At 46.7% G+C, this 18,632-nt stretch carries 14 protein-coding genes; 7 read left to right on the top strand and 7 right to left on the bottom strand.

The features are described from left to right. Positions 1 to 162: 162 nt before the first annotated feature. Together KHS78_RS00070 and cobB are read left to right on the top strand one after the other, a co-directional pair. Positions 163 to 1,545, top strand: coding sequence for a DUF4139 domain-containing protein (locus KHS78_RS00070; RefSeq protein ID WP_211824027.1), 1,383 nt, complete (start codon positions 163 to 165; stop codon positions 1,543 to 1,545). Positions 1,546 to 1,558: 13 nt separating this feature from the next. Next, entirely contained in the window at positions 1,559 to 2,260 is a 702-nt protein-coding gene (gene cobB / locus KHS78_RS00065) for a Sir2 family NAD+-dependent deacetylase (protein WP_211824025.1), read from the top strand. Here cobB and KHS78_RS00060 read toward each other — a convergent pair. After that, positions 2,241 to 4,730, bottom strand: coding sequence for a hypothetical protein (locus tag KHS78_RS00060; RefSeq protein WP_211824023.1), 2,490 nt, complete (start codon positions 4,728 to 4,730; stop codon positions 2,241 to 2,243). The genes cobB and KHS78_RS00060 overlap by 20 nt on opposite strands. A gap of 329 nt (positions 4,731 to 5,059) precedes the next feature. On the opposite strand from KHS78_RS00060, the gene KHS78_RS00055 reads away from it, so the two are divergent. The 3 genes from KHS78_RS00055 to KHS78_RS00045 all read left to right on the top strand — a co-directional run bounded on the left by KHS78_RS00055 (position 5,060) and on the right by KHS78_RS00045 (position 8,484). Further along, positions 5,060 to 5,974 (top strand): ribose-phosphate diphosphokinase, encoded by a 915-nt coding sequence (locus tag KHS78_RS00055; RefSeq protein WP_211824021.1) that lies wholly within the window; start codon positions 5,060 to 5,062, stop codon positions 5,972 to 5,974. 101 nt (positions 5,975 to 6,075) lie between these two features. Beyond that, a complete protein-coding gene (gene gdhA / locus KHS78_RS00050) occupies positions 6,076 to 7,437 on the top strand; it encodes an NADP-specific glutamate dehydrogenase (protein ID WP_425513946.1) in 1,362 nt (453 codons plus the stop codon). Between the two features lie 183 nt (positions 7,438 to 7,620). After that, positions 7,621 to 8,484 carry a hypothetical protein gene (locus KHS78_RS00045; protein ID WP_211824019.1) on the top strand — a complete coding sequence of 288 codons (864 nt, stop codon included), beginning with the start codon at positions 7,621 to 7,623 and terminating at the stop codon, positions 8,482 to 8,484. Between the two features lie 230 nt (positions 8,485 to 8,714). Here KHS78_RS00045 and KHS78_RS00040 read toward each other — a convergent pair whose 3' ends face one another. Continuing rightward, a complete protein-coding gene (locus KHS78_RS00040; protein ID WP_211824018.1) occupies positions 8,715 to 9,893 on the bottom strand; it encodes a vWA domain-containing protein in 1,179 nt (392 codons plus the stop codon). A 4-nt stretch (positions 9,894 to 9,897) separates the two neighbouring features. Next, positions 9,898 to 10,743, bottom strand: coding sequence for an AAA family ATPase (locus KHS78_RS00035; protein WP_211824016.1), 846 nt, complete (start codon positions 10,741 to 10,743; stop codon positions 9,898 to 9,900). A 171-nt stretch (positions 10,744 to 10,914) separates the two neighbouring features. Between KHS78_RS00035 and KHS78_RS00030 the strand changes: the two genes are divergently transcribed. Beyond that, a complete protein-coding gene (locus KHS78_RS00030) occupies positions 10,915 to 11,241 on the top strand; it encodes a hypothetical protein (RefSeq protein ID WP_211824014.1) in 327 nt (108 codons plus the stop codon). Continuing rightward, positions 11,225 to 12,196 carry a cysteine synthase A gene (gene cysK / locus KHS78_RS00025; RefSeq protein WP_211824012.1) on the top strand — a complete coding sequence of 324 codons (972 nt, stop codon included), beginning with the start codon at positions 11,225 to 11,227 and terminating at the stop codon, positions 12,194 to 12,196. Before KHS78_RS00030 ends, cysK begins: the two co-directional genes overlap by 17 nt. 114 nt (positions 12,197 to 12,310) lie before the next feature. Here cysK and KHS78_RS00020 read toward each other — a convergent pair whose 3' ends face one another. The 4 genes from KHS78_RS00020 to KHS78_RS00005 form a co-directional block, all read right to left on the bottom strand. Further along, the gene (locus tag KHS78_RS00020; protein WP_211824010.1) at positions 12,311 to 13,084 is read right to left on the bottom strand and encodes a class II glutamine amidotransferase; all 774 of its coding nucleotides are present in this window, start codon (positions 13,082 to 13,084) and stop codon (positions 12,311 to 12,313) included. A gap of 94 nt (positions 13,085 to 13,178) precedes the next feature. Then, positions 13,179 to 13,568, bottom strand: coding sequence for a hypothetical protein (locus KHS78_RS00015; protein ID WP_211824008.1), 390 nt, complete (start codon positions 13,566 to 13,568; stop codon positions 13,179 to 13,181). Positions 13,569 to 13,680: 112 nt separating this feature from the next. Next, positions 13,681 to 14,547: a DMT family transporter gene (locus KHS78_RS00010; protein ID WP_211824006.1), complete on the bottom strand. Its 867-nt coding sequence runs from the start codon at positions 14,545 to 14,547 to the stop codon at positions 13,681 to 13,683. Positions 14,548 to 14,683: 136 nt separating this feature from the next. Beyond that, complete coding sequence (locus KHS78_RS00005; protein WP_211824004.1) at positions 14,684 to 18,532, bottom strand: hypothetical protein; 3,849 nt, start codon at positions 18,530 to 18,532, stop codon at positions 14,684 to 14,686. Between the last annotated feature and the right edge of the window lie 100 nt (positions 18,533 to 18,632).

Below are 18,632 nucleotides of genomic sequence, written 5' to 3'. Positions count from 1 at the left end.
AATCAGGGTTCCGACGATTACTGACAAGGCCGTCACGTAGTGTTGTTTTTTGCAGGGGATTACGGCTGAATCTGTGGTGGTTTCGGTTATAGGTTCGGGTAGTTGCGGTAATCAGTATGGAAGCGGATACTTGCAGAGGTTGTTCATTAGCGGGAACTTCTTATGGCTTGTCGTGAAACCTCACCCACTCTACTGGCGGCTGCCATTTTGATATCGGGCAGTGTTATGGCAGCGGATCCCATCAATCTGGAACCCGGTGTTGATAACACGGAAACCCAGCTGATGCTCTATACCGACCAAGGCGTCGTTGAGCAAAAGGTGCCCGCCCAGCTGCCTGAGGGGCAGAGTCAACTGTCTTTGCGGCCTGATTACCATTCCTGGCAAATGGACAGTCTGCAATTGTGGACGGAAAGCAAACGCGGTGATCAGTATGCGGACAGCATTAGCTGGCTTCAGCCGCCGGACAACCGTGAGCAGTTGATTGCCGGCATGCTGGGCAATGAGGTTGAGGTGTATCGCAACGGCGTTGAAGCGCCCAGCAAGGGGCGGCTGGTCTACTGGCGTAATGGCACCGGTATCCTGCAATGGGCATCGGGGCGTCAGGAAGTGTTTTCAGCGGATAGTGACGTCATGATCCGCAGTCTTGACCGTGGTCCCCTGGGTAGTCAGCGCCTGGCGCCTCCCCTGATGGCTGATTTCAGCCTTGAAAAACCGGCCAGCTCGGTTTCATTGTCGTATATCAATCAGAACCTGGGCTATCAGACCTGGTATCAGTTGATTACAGACAGCGAGGGCAAAGGCATGACGTTGATTCATGACGCCCTGCTGGCCAACAACTCTGACAGTGATTACCGTCATGCGGCGATTCAGTTGGCATCCGGTGATACCGGTGCGGTGCCGCAGGTGATGATGGCGCGGAGCTATGCGGCCGGCATGGCAGAGATGGACAACCAGTCGCAGCGCAGAGGGGACCTGTATTTCACTGCTGTACCGGGACACCATAATCTGCCCCCCCGCAGTCGGCAGAAAATCCGGTTGTCGGTCATCGATGATTTGAAAGGCGGACATTATTACCAATATCGTTTTTATGGGCAGTCCCAGCCTGGCAACCGACCGGTGCAGGGGCATCCGACCCAGATGATTCGATTCACAGCACCCGCAGACCTGCCGGCTGGCAGAGTGCGTGTGTTTGAGGAAGACAACAACGGTCGGCTGTTCATGACCGGTGAAAGCGTGATGGATCAGTCTGCAGCCGGTTCGCAGGTGTTACTGGGGCAGGGCGAGGCCTACACCGTAGAAGTTGAGCGCAGCCGTCTGGATGTGCGCCAACAGGTCAACCAGTTGATTGTTTCATGGCAGCTGGTGATCCGAAACCGGAAGAAAGAGATGGTGCAGCTGCGGATCATGGATGAGGACCGTGACCTGTTGCGGGTCGACCAGCTCAAGGGGGTTGAACTTGCGGATGATGGAGCACTGACGGTCAACCTGTCGGCGGACAGCGAGAAAAAAGTGTTTTTCTCTACGGTCTATCAACGGAAACAATAAGTGGAAGCACACGATGGTGGGATACCATTCGGTGGTCGTGTTGACGGGGGCTGGCATATCAGCGGAATCAGGGCTGCGAACCTTTCGGGCCAGTGACGGCCTGTGGGAAGATCACCGGATTGAAGACGTGGCGACACCGGAAGGGTTCGTCCGCAATCCCGCCCTGGTGCAGGATTTTTATAATCAGCGCCGACGGCAATTGGCCTGTGTCGAGCCCAATGCAGCGCACCGGGCACTGGCTGAGTTTGAGCAGCGTTTTGATGGCCGGTTTCTGTTGGTGACCCAGAATGTGGATGATCTCCATGAACGGGCCGGGTCAAAAAATCTGCTGCATATGCACGGTGAATTACGGATGGCTCGTTGTGTGGTAACCGGTGAGGTTGAACCGCAGGATGGAGATATACTGCCAGAATCGCGTTGCCGCTGTTGCGGGGCACCGGGTAACCTGCGGCCCCACATTGTCTGGTTCAATGAAATGCCGCTGTATATGGATACGATCTATGAAGCGCTGGCTGACTGCGATCTTTTTGTTGCCATTGGCACATCCGGCAATGTGTATCCGGCAGCGGGATTTGTCCTTGAGGCAAAACAAAACGGAGCAAAAACCATTTTGCTAAACTTGGATGAGGCTGATAACTCGTCATTGTATGATCAGCAGCTTATGAGCGCTGCAACCGTGACAGTGCCCTTATTGATTAATCAAATTTTGTCTTAGACTGCTCACTCGATTTGACATCATCTGTCGCTGTTTTCTGGGCTTTTAATAGTATGTTTTTTCTTGCCTCGAATACCTCTAACACATCTCTTAATGCGGGTAGTGTCATTTGTCCCGGTGTTTTGTTACGGAGTTTTTCTTTGAACTTGCTGGGTAGCTTTTTCGTCTTGTATTTTTGGCAAAATAGTTCTATTTGATTCATCAGTTCTATTGTTCTTTGTATGGCATGGTTGACTTCATCTTCAGTCATTTTTTCATTTGCCATTAAGTCTTCGAGCGCTTTAAATTCAAGCTCCAATATACAGTTCTCTTTTGCTGCTTCTAGACTGAAGTTGCCGCCACGTAGCCTGTTCATAACTTTGTCTTCATTTTTTAGTCGTTTGCTTTCTTCAATTAAATGGTCAATAAAATCAAGAAGAATGATTTCTACAGAGTCTTTAATTAACCAGCCAACAATGTGTCTATTGAGATTAAGGTCATCTTCGGTTGCCGGAACGTTTTCTGCAACCAAGCGCTCTCTGGAAGTAGTATGGACTTCTCTCTGTCTTTCTTCTTCTATTATCCTCATTCCCTCATCTGTTTGATCGCTAATAAGGCGGGGAAATGGATGTTCGGCATTGATTTCTTGTAGTGTTTTAGTTTTTTTTAGTAAATTGTATAGCTCTAAATTCTGTTGTGCTTGTTGTAATGACTCCCTTATGAAAGTGGCTGCTTTACTCATTTTTGAAAAAGCTTGACCGTCACGCCTCAGTTTCCAAATGTATTCTTTTTTTATTCTTGTCGTGCCTTTTTCAAAAGGATTGATACCTTCGTAATCACTCATACTTATTTTATCTGCTTTCTTTGGATCTATTTTGCCTGTTAGGTTTAGCATGTAAACGAAGATGCGCACCATATGAAGATAAGCTTCCGAATTACGGTCATAGGAAACTTCAGGTTTTGGCGGTGTCATGGCCGCTGCTCCAATGGTAGCCCCAAGAGAACTATGACGTGAAGAAAGTGACTCCGGCGAAAGCGTAGTACAGGAGCCTGATAAAGTACTTTCCATTTCTAGCATTTCTTCAACGTCATTCAGCCTGTCTATGGCCTCCATGTCTGTTTCTGAACAAACGCTGTAGTCATCATCTCTATCGCTATCAAAGAGAGTCAGATCAGAAGCGCTTACCGTTCGTCTTAATAAGAGATGAGGCTTTTGCCATTCATGAGGCAGTGTAAGGCTTCGCATAACTCCGCCTGTAAACTTCCGATAGCCATTAAACGCTTGTGCATCAATGCTTGATGTAGAGAAAATGCTTGCAGCATCCATTGAGAGGTGACTTATTGTTGTACCTTCTTCAATATGCATTAAACCGGGTGCCCATGCTGTTTGTGCATCTTCCTGTAAGCATGATTCATTGGGTTGATAGGGTGTTTGATCAACGGAGCTATTAGATGAAGATGAATCGATTGGCCGACTCTCCGAGTCCATGAAAATAGGCATTTCATCATGTGAGCTGCTGGTTGAATTATCTATGCCATTACACTTCTCTGGATAATAATCAGGGATTGCAAGAGTATCATGGTTTGACGGTTCTGTTGGAGGATACCTACCATCGAGATGATTTTCTGTCATTGATGAGTGCGTTGTATCTTGGTTACGCTTATCAAGTGAGGGATCGGTTAACAGTTCCTGTTTACGGTATGGATCAATACTGTCTTCTAAATCATCTGTTTTAGGTGTTTCAGTTAATGCTGCTGTATTAGGGGCAGGTGTATTGACTACATTAATTGTTGCTTCGCCTTCAGTACTGGGAAATGATAGCCTAACTGATAGCTGGTGAGGTCTTACTATACCTGTTGGTTTGTTAGTAGCCCATTCCTGATTTTGTGGCAAGGAATCATGGTCCATGGGAAGAGTTAAAGCTGCAGACCGCCTTCTTATGACGTCTTCTGGCATAGCGTCATCAGCTTCAAGCTGGAAGTCATGCTCTTCTACGCGGATCACACCCTTCGTTGATGGGATTTCAGGTTTTGGATTTGGCAGCGATAGTGGAGATGGTAAATCTGTGACGCTGGAGGTGTTTGATGTCCCTGTTGGCTCAATATCTGTTAGGGCATCAGGCCTGTCGTGAAACACTGTGTCACTTGGGTCTTCTGAGGTGTCGACAATAACTTCTGCTGTTCCATTGTTGTCTGTTCGTCTATCGCTTGGTATGTCTGATTCATCATTGCCCGTAGTATCGCCAATCAATAGGGTTTTATCTGGATCGCATGCGCAGCATCGGCAGTGTGTGATAAAAAAAGTTTGTATGCGCCCAGGTAAGTCCCTCCACCATCTTGCGAAATCTTGTAAGCATTGCTTTATATAGGCAATACCGGTGGTTTCAGTAGTTTGCCTTCCATTGAACGAAGCCGTACCGTCTTCATTCGTTGTATCCGCACCCATGCTTGGGCGTCGGTAAACCTGACTGTCACTATTTACACTTGCCATAAATATCTCCAAGGAATCCGTTCTGCCTGAATGTATATATTGCTTACAGGTTGATTGGTGGCTGTTATTACTATTTAGACCGCTGAATGATTAGCAGGTTCAAAACGGTAGTATGTTGGTATGTGTCTTTAAGTTACTGTTATTTATCGAAATGTTGGTTGTTTTTGGGGTTGTTGGACTTTGGTCTTATAGGGTGGATATTTTTATCATCACGTTTTGCTGCCTGCCTCGGCATTGATCTGCATCTATTTACATGCGCGGGATTCTTCCTAGACTCATGGCATTCTGCCTATCCAGTTAATATTGCTAACAACAGGTGTAACCCCGTAATGAGCAAGCCGCTGCTGGTTTTAATGGATGATAATCGTCCATTGTTTGAAACTATGCTGTCCAGCCTCGACTATGAGGCCTGTGAACTGGAATGGCGGCAATTTCCTGATGGGGAAACCTGGCTGAATGTTCCCAGTGAATGCCAGGGGCGTGATGTGGTGATTCAGTGCGCCTTGAATGATCCTGACACCAAACTGCTGCGCCTGTTATTCCTGGTAGAAAACCTTCGGGAAATGGGCGCCCGAAGAATTGGCCTGGTGGCGCCTTACCTGGCCTATATGCGCCAGGATGACCGTTTTTCTCCCGGTGAGGCGGTGACTTCCCGCTACGTGGCTCACATGCTGTCAACCTGCTTTGACTGGCTGGTCACTGTCGACCCCCACTTGCATCGTTTCCATTCACTGAATGAGCTTTATCAACTGGAGTCGGTAGCATTGAGTGCCTGTCACGCCATTGCCCCCTGGATGATGAAAAAAGTGGCAAAGCCGGTGTTGATTGGCCCTGATGAAGAGAGCGAACAATGGGTGAAAGCTGTCGCTGAACTCAGTGGTGCGCCCTACCTGGTGCTCGCGAAGGAGCGCTATGGTGATCGCGACGTGAATGTGGGTCTTGCTGACTCAGCAGAGCAGGCGTCCAGGCTGGCTGAATACCGCGATCACACCCCCGTTCTGATCGACGACATTGTTTCTACTGGTTCCACAATTCTACAGGCTGCCCGACTTCTGCAGGAGAATGACTGTAAGCCAGCTGTCTGTATCGTCATTCATCCGTTGTTTGCAGGTCGGGCCATGCAGGCGCTGCAGGAAGGGTATGTTGATACCGTGATCAGCTGCAATACCATCCGCCACGAAAGCAACCAGATTGATCTGACGGAATCGATTGTGTCAGCGGTCAGGGATATGGCCGTTCGCTGAATACAACGGATGACAGAAGCATAACTATTTATTACCGAATACCAGACGCTTGACTGCTATTCTTGGAGCAACCCTTTCTCACCGTTTAACAGAGACTATCCATGGACATTGAACGTATGAGCACCGAAGAGGTGCTGGAATGCTTTATGGCGGGTTTTGCCCGCCGGAACCCTGGCGAGGAAGATTTCTACCAGGCGGTTCACGAACTGGCCACTGATGTGCTGCCCTTCATGAAGGCTAACGCGCGGTATCGCCGCATGGATCTGTTGGAGCGCCTGACGGAGCCTGACCGAATCATTACCTTCCGCGTCAACTGGGTGGATGATGAACATAATGTCCGCACCAACCGGGGTTATCGGGTGCAGCACTGTAACTGCATTGGACCGTACAAGGGGGGGATACGATTCCATAAGGATGTCACTCTGGATACCCTGAAATTCCTTGCCTTTGAACAAACCTTCAAGAACAGTCTGACCGGGCTGCCCATGGGTGGCGCGAAAGGTGGTTCTGACTTTAATCCCAAGGGGAAGTCAGACCTTGAAATCATGAACTTTTGTCAGGCGTTCATGACGCACCTTTACCGCTATATCGGCCCGCATACGGATATTCCTGCCGGGGATATCGGTGTTGGCAGCCGTGAGGTCAGCTATCTCTTTGGCCAGTTCAAGCGACTGACCAACGAGCTGACACCGGTGATGACAGGTAAGGATCTGGCTGTCGGCGGCTCCCTGATTCGCCCTGAAGCGACAGGCTATGGCGCCGTCTATATGGCTGAAAATATGCTGGATGTGAAAGGCGAACGGCTGGATGGCAAGACAGCAATCGTTTCTGGTTCGGGGAATGTGGCGATCTATGCCGCAGAAAAATTGCTGCAGAAGGGCGCGAAGGTACTGACGCTCTCTGATTCTTCCGGCTACATTCTGGACAAACAGGGCATCACACCGGAAAAACTGGAATGGATCAAGGCACTGAAATTTGAGCGCCGCGGCCGTATTGAAGAGTATGCCGATGCGTTCGATGGTGTTGAATACCATGCGGACAAGCGTCCCTGGGAAGTGTCTGCCGAGTTGGCTTTCCCCTGCGCCACCCAGAATGAGATTGATGCGCCCGACGCCAGTGACCTTGTCAGTAATGGGTGCCGGCTGGTGGCTGAAGGGGCAAATATGCCGACCCGTGAGGCGGGTGTTAAAGTCTTCCACGAGGCAGGGATCATGTTTGGACCTGCGAAGGCGGCAAATGCGGGTGGTGTTGCGGTTTCTGGCCTGGAAATGTCACAGAACAGTATGCGCCTGAGCTGGAGCCGTGAAGAAGTCGATAGTCGCTTGCAGACCATCATGAAAGATATTCATGCCCGTATGCTGCAGTATGGTCGCGATGGTGACACGATCAATTATCAGCGTGGCGCCAATATTGCCGGCTTTGCCAAAGTGGCAGATGCGATGATTGCATTAGGTGTTATCTGATAAATTGAGTGGATATCGGTAGCAAGCCTTGTCCTGTCGGTATTTATGCAGGGCAGGGCGATATATTTTCAATATATAGACTGATAATCTGAAATAGGTGTAGATTTATTAGAATGGTACAAACGTATTTTTACGTTATCGTTTTTTTACTATTGGTTTCATAAGTCCAAGGATGGTGATGGGATGAATTATATTGGTTTGAAACATCCAATGATAACGGTTGGAGATAAAGGAGCGTCTGAGCAGAAGCATAATGAAATTGATTTGGCTAAAAATCCACAGTTTACTGTGAGTTCAGATGTTGATTTCTTACCCAAAGTCAGTATTCATGATAGAGATATGCATATTGTCTCCAATGCTATGGGTCAGGACGGGCTAGAAGGGGTGGAAATTGCTGGGGAATTTGTTCTGGGTAACTTGCAGTATGCTGAGCACCTGTTAAAGCATTATCCTGAGTCAACTCATAAGATATTGACGCGAGGGCAGCAGTGTTTTATGACTAATGCCTTTTTAGAGTTAATGCTGCCAAGGGAAGAATGTCTACGCAGAGTTTATCAGCGGCCGGTTAACGGTTTATATATATTAGGACGGCGTGATGCGGAATATTGTAATAATGTGCTTTCAAAGATAATACCCTCGAAAGAACAATTGGGAGATAAAAAACTCGTCATATCAAGAAACCTTGCTTTGATGGAAACGATGAATGCAATGCTGGGGATCCTTGAAAATTATTTCCAGAGCAATGGAATAGACTATGTTTTTGATTTTACTGTTGGTGAAGAGGCCGTTAATGATGCGGGAGATAACCTGGCAAGATTACAGTCAAATAAAAGGGTGAATATCGCCATTATGCCAACGGAATACCAAAAAATGGATGACGAGGAGTATCAGAAAATAAGAGAGTTGGATGTGGGTATGTATAATGCTGTTCATGTTCGTGAGTTATTAAAAAACACAGGCTCGACTAACCTGTGGCAAGAAAAAAGCAGACATGACGATATTCTGGTTTTTGCACTAAACAGGCTCAAGCAGATGTCTGAAGAGTAAAAGGTTATTGTCAAATCTCGTGACGAAAAACAAGAGTGCACTGTGTCAGATTGACAGGGCAATCTCTACAGGCGCTAATCAGTAATAATCCCAATCGCTAACCTACATAGAAGCTGGCTTTCCCTTTGCTGGTATTGTTAGTAACTTGATATTTCAGCCTATATGTACGACGGCCTGTACCTGCGAATATTAAGGTCGGCTGGTTTCAGTTATGACTTGAATACATGTGTTTAACGGCTCAGGTAGCGCATCCCATCTTCAATGCCCTTGACCGTTAAAGGATACATCTCGTGATTTACCAGTTCACGGATAATAGTAGTTGAGGTGGTATATTCCCACGCATTCTCAGGGTAGGGATTCAGCCAGGCGATTTTACGGAATTTCTCCATAAACCGGAGCATCCAGGCGGAGCCGGCTTCATCATTCCAATGCTCGATACTGCCACCGGGATGAGTCACTTCATAAGGCGCCATGGCGGCATCACTGACAAAAATCACTTTATAGTCACTGCCATATTTGTGCAGGATATCCAGGGTCGGGATGCGTTCGGAATCCCGCCGGTAGTTATCCTTCCAGACAGATTCATAAATAAAGTTATGAAAATAAAAGAACTCAAGATGCTTGAACTCTGTTCGGATGGCTGAGAAGAGTTCTTCGCACACTTTGACGTGGGCATCCATGGTGCCGCCAATATCCATGAACAGCAGGACTTTCACGTTATTGTGACGCTCCGGGACCATCTTGATGTCCAGCATGCCGCCGGACTGAGCAGTGGAGCGAATGGTGCCGTCCAGATCCAGTTCCTCGGTGGCGCCTTCTCGAGCAAACTTACGCAGTCGTCTGAGTGCCATCTTGATGTTACGGGTGCCCAGTTCAACACTGTCGTCCAGGTTACGGTATTCCCGTTTGTCCCAGACTTTTGCCGCACGTTGGTTACGGCCGCCATCCTGACCAATCCGGATCCCTTCCGGATTGTAACCATAGGCACCGAAGGGTGAAGTGCCGCCGGTGCCAATCCAGCGGTTGCCGCCCTGATGGCGTTCTTTCTGTTCCTCAAGACGTTTGCGGAATTCTTCCAGCAGCTTTTCCAGGCTACCAAGGCTGTTAATTTTGGCCTTTTCTTCGTCAGAAAGGTATTTCTCGAATTCCTTACGTAACCAGTCTTCCGGGATGAGTGCATCCAGCAGGTTATCCAGGTCTTCCAGACCTTCGAAATAGGCGGAAAACGCCCGGTCGAACTTGTCAAAGTGGCGTTCATCTTTTACCAGTACCGCACGGCTTAGATGATAAAAGTCGTCCATATTGGCGAAGGCAAGATGAGATTTCAGCGCCGCAACAAGATCCAGGTATTCCCGGATACTGACCGGCACACGGAAGCTGCGCAGGGTATCGAAAAAAGTCAGTAGCATGGGATTAACGTCCTGCTCGACGTGCCATGAATGCCAGTTTTTCAAGCAGCTGGACATCCTGTTCATTCTTGACCAGCGCACCGCAGAGCGGTGGAATCGCCTTGCTGGGATCCCGTTGTTGCAACAGGTCAGTCGGCACATCATCGGCCAGCAGCAGCTTCAGCCAGTCGATCAATTCTGAAGTCGAAGGTTTCTTCTTCAATCCGGGCACTTTTCGAACATCAAAGAAGACTTCAAGCGCCTCTCTCACCAGATCCTGGCTGATATCTGGAAAGTGGACATCCACGATCGCTTTCATGGTGTCCTGGTCCGGGAAGCTAATGTAATGGAAAAAACAGCGGCGCAGGAAGGCATCCGGCAGTTCTTTTTCATTGTTACTGGTGATGATGACAATCGGCCGCTGTTTCGCCTTGATCAGTTGGCGGGTTTCGTACACATAGAACTCCATTTTGTCGATCTCCTGGAGCAGATCGTTCGGGAATTCGATGTCGGCCTTGTCGATTTCGTCAATCAGCAGCACCACCTGTTCATCGGCAGTGAACGCTTCCCAGAGCTTGCCCTTGACGATGTAGTTATTGATATCGTGAACCTTGTCATCACCGAGCTGGGAATCGCGCAGGCGGGATACGGCGTCATAGTCATACAAACCCTGCTGGGCGCGGGTGGTGGATTTGATGTTCCACTGGATCAGCGGCTTGCCAAGGGACTGCGCCACCTGTTCTGCCAGCATGGTCTTGCCCGTACCCGGTTCACCTTTCACCAGCAACGGACGCTGCAGGGTAACGGCGGCGTTGACAGCCATGCGCAATTCATCGGTGGCGATATACTGGTCAGTGCTCTTGAATGTCATGTGCTTTCCGTCGTTTCGGCCTTCCGGGCCTTGCGTTGAATGCTTGTTATTAGTGTATCTGGCGCTACTTTAAACAAGCGTTTGATTATTGGCAATTGGCGGAAGGTGTCTGGAGGTGATCGTTGCCAGTGTCAGGATAGGCGTTTGTTTCGTGACTGTGAGTGGTTTTTGATGTCTCGTGTTGTGGTTGGTGCGGGAAAGTCGGGCTGGTCGGTGTCCGTTTTTCGCCGCATCGACAAGGCTGTCCTGCCTTGCGATGCTACCGCGGCATCCCTGCCGCTGCTGCAAACGGACACCGACCAGCCCGACAATGAACACTGCTGCGCTAACACGTTCATTCTGTATTCCAGTGTGCTTACATATGCATTTCAGTTATTTGTAAATTATTTTTTCATCGTTCAAATGAATACGGTGTTTCCCTATAGTGGTGCATCACTTCAGTGGTTTTTGTTATCAACGCCTACTAGAAAGGATCTCGATAATGTCCCGGATTTATGATGATAACTCCCTCTCAATCGGTCATACGCCGCTGGTGAAACTGAACCGCATCGGCAAGGGCTATGAGATTTACGCCAAAATTGAATCCCGTAACCCTGCCGGCAGCGTCAAGTGCCGTATCGGCGCCAGCATGATCTGGGATGCGGAACAATCCGGTCGGCTCAAGCCCGGCATGGAGCTGGTGGAACCAACCAGTGGAAATACCGGCATTGCATTGGCTTTCGTGGCGTCTGCCCGTGGAATCCCGCTGACATTGACCATGCCGTCATCCATGAGCTTGGAGCGCCGCAAGATTCTCAAGGCGCTGGGTGCAACGCTGGTATTAACAGAGCCTGCGAAAGGCATGAATGGTGCCATTGCCAAGGCGAAAGAGATCGCTGAGAGCGATCCGGGCCGTTACCTGCTCCTCCAGCAATTTGAAAACCCCGCCAACCCAAGCATCCATGAAAAGACGACCGGGCCTGAAATCTGGGAAGATACTGACGGCGGTATTGATATTCTGGTGGCTGGTGTGGGCACAGGCGGTACCATCACTGGTGTTTCCCGCTTTATCAAGCAGGAAAAGGGCAAGGCGATCACGAGTATCGCCGTTGAACCGGTGGCCTCTCCGGTGATCAGCCAGACGCTGGCCGGAGAGGAAGTAAAACCCGCTCCTCACAAGATTCAGGGCATTGGGGCCGGTTTTGTACCAAAGAACCTGGATCTTTCGCTTGTTGATAGCGTAGAGCAGGTCACCAATGAAGAAGCTATGGAAACCGCGCATCGCCTGATGAAGGAAGAGGGCATTCTGTGCGGCATCTCCTGCGGCGCGGCACTGGCTGCTGCATTGCGTGTTGCAGCGCGCCAGGAAAATGAAGGCAAAAAGATTGTCGTGATTCTGCCGGATTCTGGTGAGCGCTACCTGTCATCGCCCTTGTTTGAAGGTATGTTTACAGGGCTTGAAAACGTTCAGTAAGTCATTCACAGGCCGACTTTAAAGGCGGCCTGCATTCATTACCCTTTGCCAGTTATGTCGCCTTTTTTCATCTAATGCTACAAGTCACTAACTAATTCAAACGGATTCTCGTGGCTACAACATGATTTGTGTTTCGCCGTTCTTGAACACAATCATGTCGCCAGCATGCATGGCATGCCATTCTTCGTTATGAGTCAGTGGCTCTGTAGCGATGACAGAGACAATATCTTCAGGGGTTGTTTCCTGTCTGAAATCCACCGTGACATCGGCATCTTTCAGCTCGGCGGTCGTAAAGGGGGCTCGGCGGGTAATCCAGCACAGTTTGGTGCTGCAGTAACAGCCAAGTATACGGGAGTCGCTCAGCAGCATATTGTAGACACCGAATTTCCGTAATTGCTCACAGCACTGGTGAATGAAACGCCACAGTGTCGTATGACGTTTGGGGGGAATGGGGAACCGTTCACGAATCTGATCCATCAGCCAGCAGAAAGCATGCTCACTGTCTGTTGTGCCGACCGGTAAGTAATATTTCAATGCTTTGCTTCTAATGCCCGGTAGTTGGCCATTGTGGGCAAAGGTCCAGTAACGCCCCCACAATTCCCGCATAAAAGGATGCGTATTTTCCAGGCAGACACGGCCGGCATTGGCCTGGCGGATGTGGCTGATGACGATGTGGCTTTTAATCGGGTAATTCTGTACAAGGTTGGCGATTTCTGAGTCACAGCTCGGGTTTGGGTCCCGGAACTCACGAACACCTTTTCCTTCATAAAAGGCGATACCCCAGCCGTCACGGTGGGGGCCGGTACGGCCGCCACGTTGCATCAGGCCAGTGAAGCTGAAGCAAATATCGGTTGGCACATTGGCGCTCATGCCAAGCAGTTCACACATGATGATTTATCCGTACTTCGGGACTTCTTGTCTACAGTGCTAATGAATCGCCAGAGCGCACGTAAAACCGGTTGTCATAGTATCAACAACGAGCTTACAGAGCAGGTTCTTTGCGAGGCCGGTTGGTGTTCTTCGGTTGTTCCGTGTTGCGATCGTCTTTCGGGGGTTTGATAAACAGGCCGCCAAGCGCCGCCAGGAGCGTTGCAACCAGCAGGCTGATCAGCACGAGAGGGGCTGTACGCAGCATGGCCTCCGGCCCATGGGAGAGTCCATCGAAGAGACAGACCAGCAGGGCAGGACCCAGAAACCCCATGCCCGGATTCGATATGGCCGGTGTCAGGATCGCAAAGGCGGCAATCATACGGAGAAAGCGGCGTGGAAAGCCCTGGCCGAAGGGGCGTGTCATGCGCCACCAGACAGCCAGGCAACCCAGGGCACCAACCAGGTAGACGGCCCAGGCGATAATGTATTGGTGAGTAGTCATTCCTTGTCGCGGTTCCTGCAAAAGCGCTAAGTTTACTGGCGCCAACCCGTTGTTGGAAGCCGCCATGCGGATTTGAGCTATTCAGTGACACGAGTCCGTGACAATAGTTTACCTACTTTGAGGATGGTTTTTTACCCAGAAGGACGGTTAGCAGTCCACCGATGATCACCAGACTCATGCCGGCAAGACTCAACATGCCGGGTTTGTCGCCCCAGATGAGCCAGCCAAGCAGCCCGGCAAAGACCACGCTGAAATACGTCAGGGGCGAGATCAGGCTGGCTGGGGCGTAGCTGTAGGCCTTGGTATAGAAGAACATCAGCAGGTAAATTGAAATGCCGACAAAAAACATCAGTGGCCAGTCAGCGGTGGCAATCGGTTGCCAGCTATGGGCAGCCAGAGGTGCGCTGGTCAGAAATGAAATGAAAAAATAATAAAAAAGTATTCTTTGGGTGGGTTCTGTTTCAGAAAGCCGGCGTGTGCCCACCATGGAAATAGCGAGTGTCAGCCCTGATAATGCACCGATAAGATGCCATGAGCCGATATCATCATTACCTGGCTGCAAGACCAATATCACACCTATAAAACCGATGCCCATCGGGAGCCACCGGTTGCGTGGCACCATGATTCTACTCCAGCAGAGCACAACCAGCGGAACCCAAAGGGGCGCAGCATTGCGTAGGAGGACAGCATCAACCAAGGGCGTATGAGCCAGTGCCAGATAGTAGGTATAGAAACAGGCCCAGCCTGCGAGTCCTCGGATCAGGTGCTGACCAATACGCTGTGTCCTGAGCCCGTTCAGCCCGTGCTTAACAATCCAGGGTGTACAAATCAGGCAGCTGAGCAGGTATTGGAAACAGACAATCTGGGCAACGGAAACGGAACTGGCAAGATGTTTAGTGGCAGCGCCTGCGAGGCTGCCAATCACCGCTGTGGCGATACCAAAGAGTACCCCCAAGGTTGGGTTTTGCTGATGTGACATGGTTTTACTTCTTATTCAGTACACTGTCGGTAATTCTGACAATTTTTTGTAGGCAGGCAAAGTAGAAATTATATTGTTATGGATGTGTTTGCAGTTATAATAGAGATTTATTAAAGACGTTTATTATCATCTAGTATTAGTTGTCAGTACTATCTGGCGCCAGCTCTTCTGAAAATAATCTATTATGTGTCACCCTGACTTGAGCACGTAATGTTGCTTTGTAGTGCAACAGCCTGCGATTTAAATCTTCTTGAAATTTTCTTAAGTTTTGTAAAGCTAATACTGGGATCACTCTGCTAAATAAATTTCTATGCTCAAGCTGCATATCTTTTGCAAGCGAATCACACATGTCAATTGAGGATGTAAATGATGTTACTATTTGATGGAGAGTCTGCTGATAAGAATGTTCCTGGCTATTAGGTATTTTTTTTGAGCATGCTCTTTGCTTTTCTTTAATGATTTCCATTATGGATTGACAGGTGTCTTTTAGCTCTTCACGAGTTGGACAGTTTCTTTCGTCATCAAAAAACGGTTTTCCCCTTCTAAAACACGTAAGATAGGATGATAGAGCATCACAAGCTATCAGTAAGTCAGGAACTTGATGTGTAAAAATGTGAATGGTATTGAGCAAAAATCGAGGTTTTCTTTGAAGTGATGTTTTAGAGAGTCGAGTATCTTTATCTATGAGTTCTCTTGTGATTTTTAAATGGTCTTTTAGTGGTTGTATTACTAAGGTGTATTGGGTTTTTTTAGCGGTTTTTGATGGCATTCTTAATAAGATTTTTAGCCATTCTGCAGTGTTGCTAAAAGTTGTTATATTATAATAGCATTCTCTAAGTGGCATGTTGTGATTTAATAATATATCTGTTGTTACTTCAGAAATTTTTACAATAGCATTATGGATGTTAAGTGATAATTTTCCTAGGCGCTGAATCATTCCTGTTAGATTGACAATGTGGTCGCCGGAATCATTTTTAAATTCTGTGTACTGGTATGTTTGGCAAAGATGTTCGTGTAGACAGGTGTAGTTTTTATGGAAGTCCTGTGTGCATTGAGATAGTGATAATAAATTATCCTGGATGATTCTTAATGGTAATGGATGAGTAGGCTGTTGTGGTTTGATATTGGTTATCCTAGTAAATACAGTTTCAAAAACTGTAATGTTATCTAGTGAGTAATTTAGCATATTTAAAATATCATCAACTGAAAATTGCTGAATGTTTGTAGTCATATCTTCAATGTCAGTTGGAAATGTTTTGATAGTCCTTAATTGAGCAGTTTGAAGATTTTTTTGAATTTCTTCTAATCCTGCTAAATAAGGTTGGTATTCAAGGCATAGATTACGAGTATCTGCTAGCTCTTTGCTGCAGGCAGCAGCAGTTTGCGCTTGGAGTCTAACAGGGCAAGACGAACCCTTTGTGAGTACGTCATGTGCCTGTAGGGTTTCTGTAAATTCATGGGTGAATTCAACCAATGCTTTGGCACTTTCTAACACATTTACAGGCTGCTCTTGCACAGCCTGAAGCAGTTTTCTCATATACCTTCTGCATTGATCGAACTGGCGATCAAGAAAACCTGGTGGTAGTGGGTTTGAATGCCTTTCCAAAGATTTAACTCCATCAGGGTGTTTTGGCAGTACACTTAGCAATATGTTTAAGGTTGATAGTGATGCTTGATCATGGCCTGCGATACATAGACAGCGTACTCTATGCTGAAGAAAGTCTAGATTTTCGTTGATAAAACCGGGCTGCTTGGTTGCAAGTTGAAAAAGTTCCTCATGATAGTCCCTAAAGGTGTCCTCAACGAAGCGGCAATATTCAACGCTGCTGCCTGCTCCAATACGGTCTAGCTCTAATAGAGTTCTAGACAGTGCTTGCCATAATGATAACACTCTTGACGGATTCGGTTGTGGTATATCAGTATTTTTATAAAATTCTGTGAATTGCTCAGAAAAATGTATTTTAAATATCTTATAGTAAAATAATTCCATGAATAAGGCCTGCTTGTATGCAGTTATAGCTGCATGAAGATGCACTTTGATTTGTCCGTGGTTTGTGTGGTAGTCAGGAGAAATTTGGTCGCCGATGCCTTGAAGTACTTCACTATGTCTAACAAGAACAGATGCCGCTTCTAGTGATGGATTGCGGTATTTTTGTTGCAATAATCCTGTTGTCTTTATTTTGCAGTATGTATCATGCAATAGAGTTAATGTTTTTTCTACGGAAAGTTTTTCTAGTGTTTCATGAACGGATTGAGCGGATAATTCCTCATTGATAAGACTTTCTGAAAAATCAAATACTTTTGTTAATTCTGATTCCTGATTGCTTAAGGTTGATAGATAGTCTCTAATTTGTGCTATGTGAGCATCAGGTTGGAACTGGTTAAAACGCTGCATCCAAAATTCATGGTTAGATTGATCTGATTCTAATGTTAATGCATCTTTCCAAAAGGAATAATCATCTTTCATGATCATAAACTTTTTCATTGCATTTCCAAGTGCAAGTTTTGTTTCTGCCTGCATAAGCATAAATTCACACGGTTCCTTGTGATCTACCATGAATTGTGTGCCATGCTTGGTTTGATCCCATGTCAGTTTTACATAGAGCTCTTGCGTATTTTCTAGTAATGAAATTTTGATGCCAGGGTGTTGTATTTTTTTGTTGAGTTGCCAGATAATGATATGTGAAGTAAATAAAATGTTTCCACGTTTATATAATACATTACAGGTTTTGTTCAGTATGTCTGTCAGTTTCTCAATGCCAATTTTTTCTGCGATATTTTCTAGTGCGAAAATGGTCTGGTCACAATCGGAGTTTATGTAATTATTATGAAAACAAACCTCGCAATAGTTTGGAAGATCAATGATATAGGATAGATGTTTCTGGTAGATTTCTAGATACCAATCAGAGCGGTGTAATGTTGTATTTTCTAATGCTTTCATGGTCTGATGTAATAAATCAGCTAAATATATGACCCGTTCAATGTCGTGGTTAATTCTAGCCTCAAAAATTAAAGTATAAGTTTCTAAGGTTATTTGTAAAATATTGGCTAATTTTTCAGCCTCAGATTCTTTTAGTTTACAAGCTTCTTTTGTGAGGTCGTATGCGACTTTACAAGCATTTTTGAATGCATCATCAGTAAACAGTTCTTTGATGTCAGATAAATGATGCATGATTTGTGGGAATTGGCTTTGAAGTTGTTCTACGTGAGCGTAGATAAACCATAAACGTGAAAAAGTTTGATTTCTTTCAGCTTTAATTTCCAGTCTGTGTAAGTGATTCTGGCATAATTCAGTCATGTCATACTCTTGAGATACGTGGATTTTATATGCACAACTCAATAAATGAACAATTTTCCCAATTCTCTCGGTGAATTTACCTCTTTTTTTAGTGATGCTTCGATTAAAAGTTTGTTCTAGTTGATGAATTTCATCAGGAGATCGATGGGTTTCTAAAAGTACTTCATCAATATTAATCGCAGTGGTTTGTGTTAGTTTGATTGTTTTTAGTTCTTCTTCTTTCTTTTTCAAAATGACTTCTATTTGCTGTAGGTCATCATCTAAAGTATGAGTAGGTTTTTCTGTATCAGTCTTTTTACTCGGTTCTGTTTTTGCTGTGGGGGCTATTGACGGTTGAACTAATGGTTCTATCTGTGAAATAAGTGTTGTTAGGCTGTTTTTTGTTTTTTCAATATCCTGTACTCTTATTTCATGATCAGAGCGATAGGCTGGATCCTTGCTTGTATCACTCTCTAGCTGAGTGATATTGTCGAGTAACGAATGCGATTGTTCTAGCAGCCTTTGTAGTCTCTCTTTCCATTTTCTTGGTTTTTTTGTTGATAAACCTTTTTCACATGCAGCAAATAACTCATCAGTATGGAGTTCGACGTTTTGTAATGTAGTCAATAAACCCATTTTTTCATGTGGTGTTAAGGTGCTCCAGTTGTCACGAAACGACTGGGCTCTGTTCACATTAAGTGTTGTCATCTCTGACTATACTGTTTCGTGCGTCTATTCCACTCGGCATTTGAGAGGTGAGACATGCAGCAGCAATCATTTGACGACATCCTGAAATCCATTCCTCTGA

Source organism: Kistimonas asteriae, assembly GCF_018263925.1.
GTDB lineage: Bacteria > Pseudomonadota > Gammaproteobacteria > Pseudomonadales > Endozoicomonadaceae > Kistimonas > Kistimonas asteriae.
This window is presented reverse-complemented; position numbering and strand designations above follow the sequence as displayed.

Excerpts from the sequence above, each read along its gene's own strand:
- KHS78_RS00060 (WP_211824023.1), bottom strand. The coding sequence starts at position 4,730 with ATGGCAAGTGTAAATAGTGACAGTCAGGTTTACCGACGCCCAAGCATG.
- KHS78_RS00070 (WP_211824027.1), top strand. The coding sequence starts at position 163 with ATGGCTTGTCGTGAAACCTCACCCACTCTACTGGCGGCTGCCATTTTG.
- gdhA (WP_425513946.1), top strand. The coding sequence starts at position 6,076 with ATGGACATTGAACGTATGAGCACCGAAGAGGTGCTGGAATGCTTTATG.
- KHS78_RS00045 (WP_211824019.1), top strand. The coding sequence starts at position 7,621 with ATGAATTATATTGGTTTGAAACATCCAATGATAACGGTTGGAGATAAA.
- KHS78_RS00010 (WP_211824006.1), bottom strand. The coding sequence starts at position 14,547 with ATGTCACATCAGCAAAACCCAACCTTGGGGGTACTCTTTGGTATCGCC.
- KHS78_RS00005 (WP_211824004.1), bottom strand. The coding sequence starts at position 18,532 with ATGACAACACTTAATGTGAACAGAGCCCAGTCGTTTCGTGACAACTGG.
- KHS78_RS00040 (WP_211824018.1), bottom strand. The coding sequence starts at position 9,893 with ATGCTACTGACTTTTTTCGATACCCTGCGCAGCTTCCGTGTGCCGGTC.
- KHS78_RS00030 (WP_211824014.1), top strand. The coding sequence starts at position 10,915 with ATGTCTCGTGTTGTGGTTGGTGCGGGAAAGTCGGGCTGGTCGGTGTCC.
- KHS78_RS00055 (WP_211824021.1), top strand. The coding sequence starts at position 5,060 with ATGAGCAAGCCGCTGCTGGTTTTAATGGATGATAATCGTCCATTGTTT.
- cobB (WP_211824025.1), top strand. The coding sequence starts at position 1,559 with ATGGTGGGATACCATTCGGTGGTCGTGTTGACGGGGGCTGGCATATCA.
- cysK (WP_211824012.1), top strand. The coding sequence starts at position 11,225 with ATGTCCCGGATTTATGATGATAACTCCCTCTCAATCGGTCATACGCCG.
- KHS78_RS00020 (WP_211824010.1), bottom strand. The coding sequence starts at position 13,084 with ATGTGTGAACTGCTTGGCATGAGCGCCAATGTGCCAACCGATATTTGC.
- KHS78_RS00015 (WP_211824008.1), bottom strand. The coding sequence starts at position 13,568 with ATGACTACTCACCAATACATTATCGCCTGGGCCGTCTACCTGGTTGGT.
- KHS78_RS00035 (WP_211824016.1), bottom strand. The coding sequence starts at position 10,743 with ATGACATTCAAGAGCACTGACCAGTATATCGCCACCGATGAATTGCGC.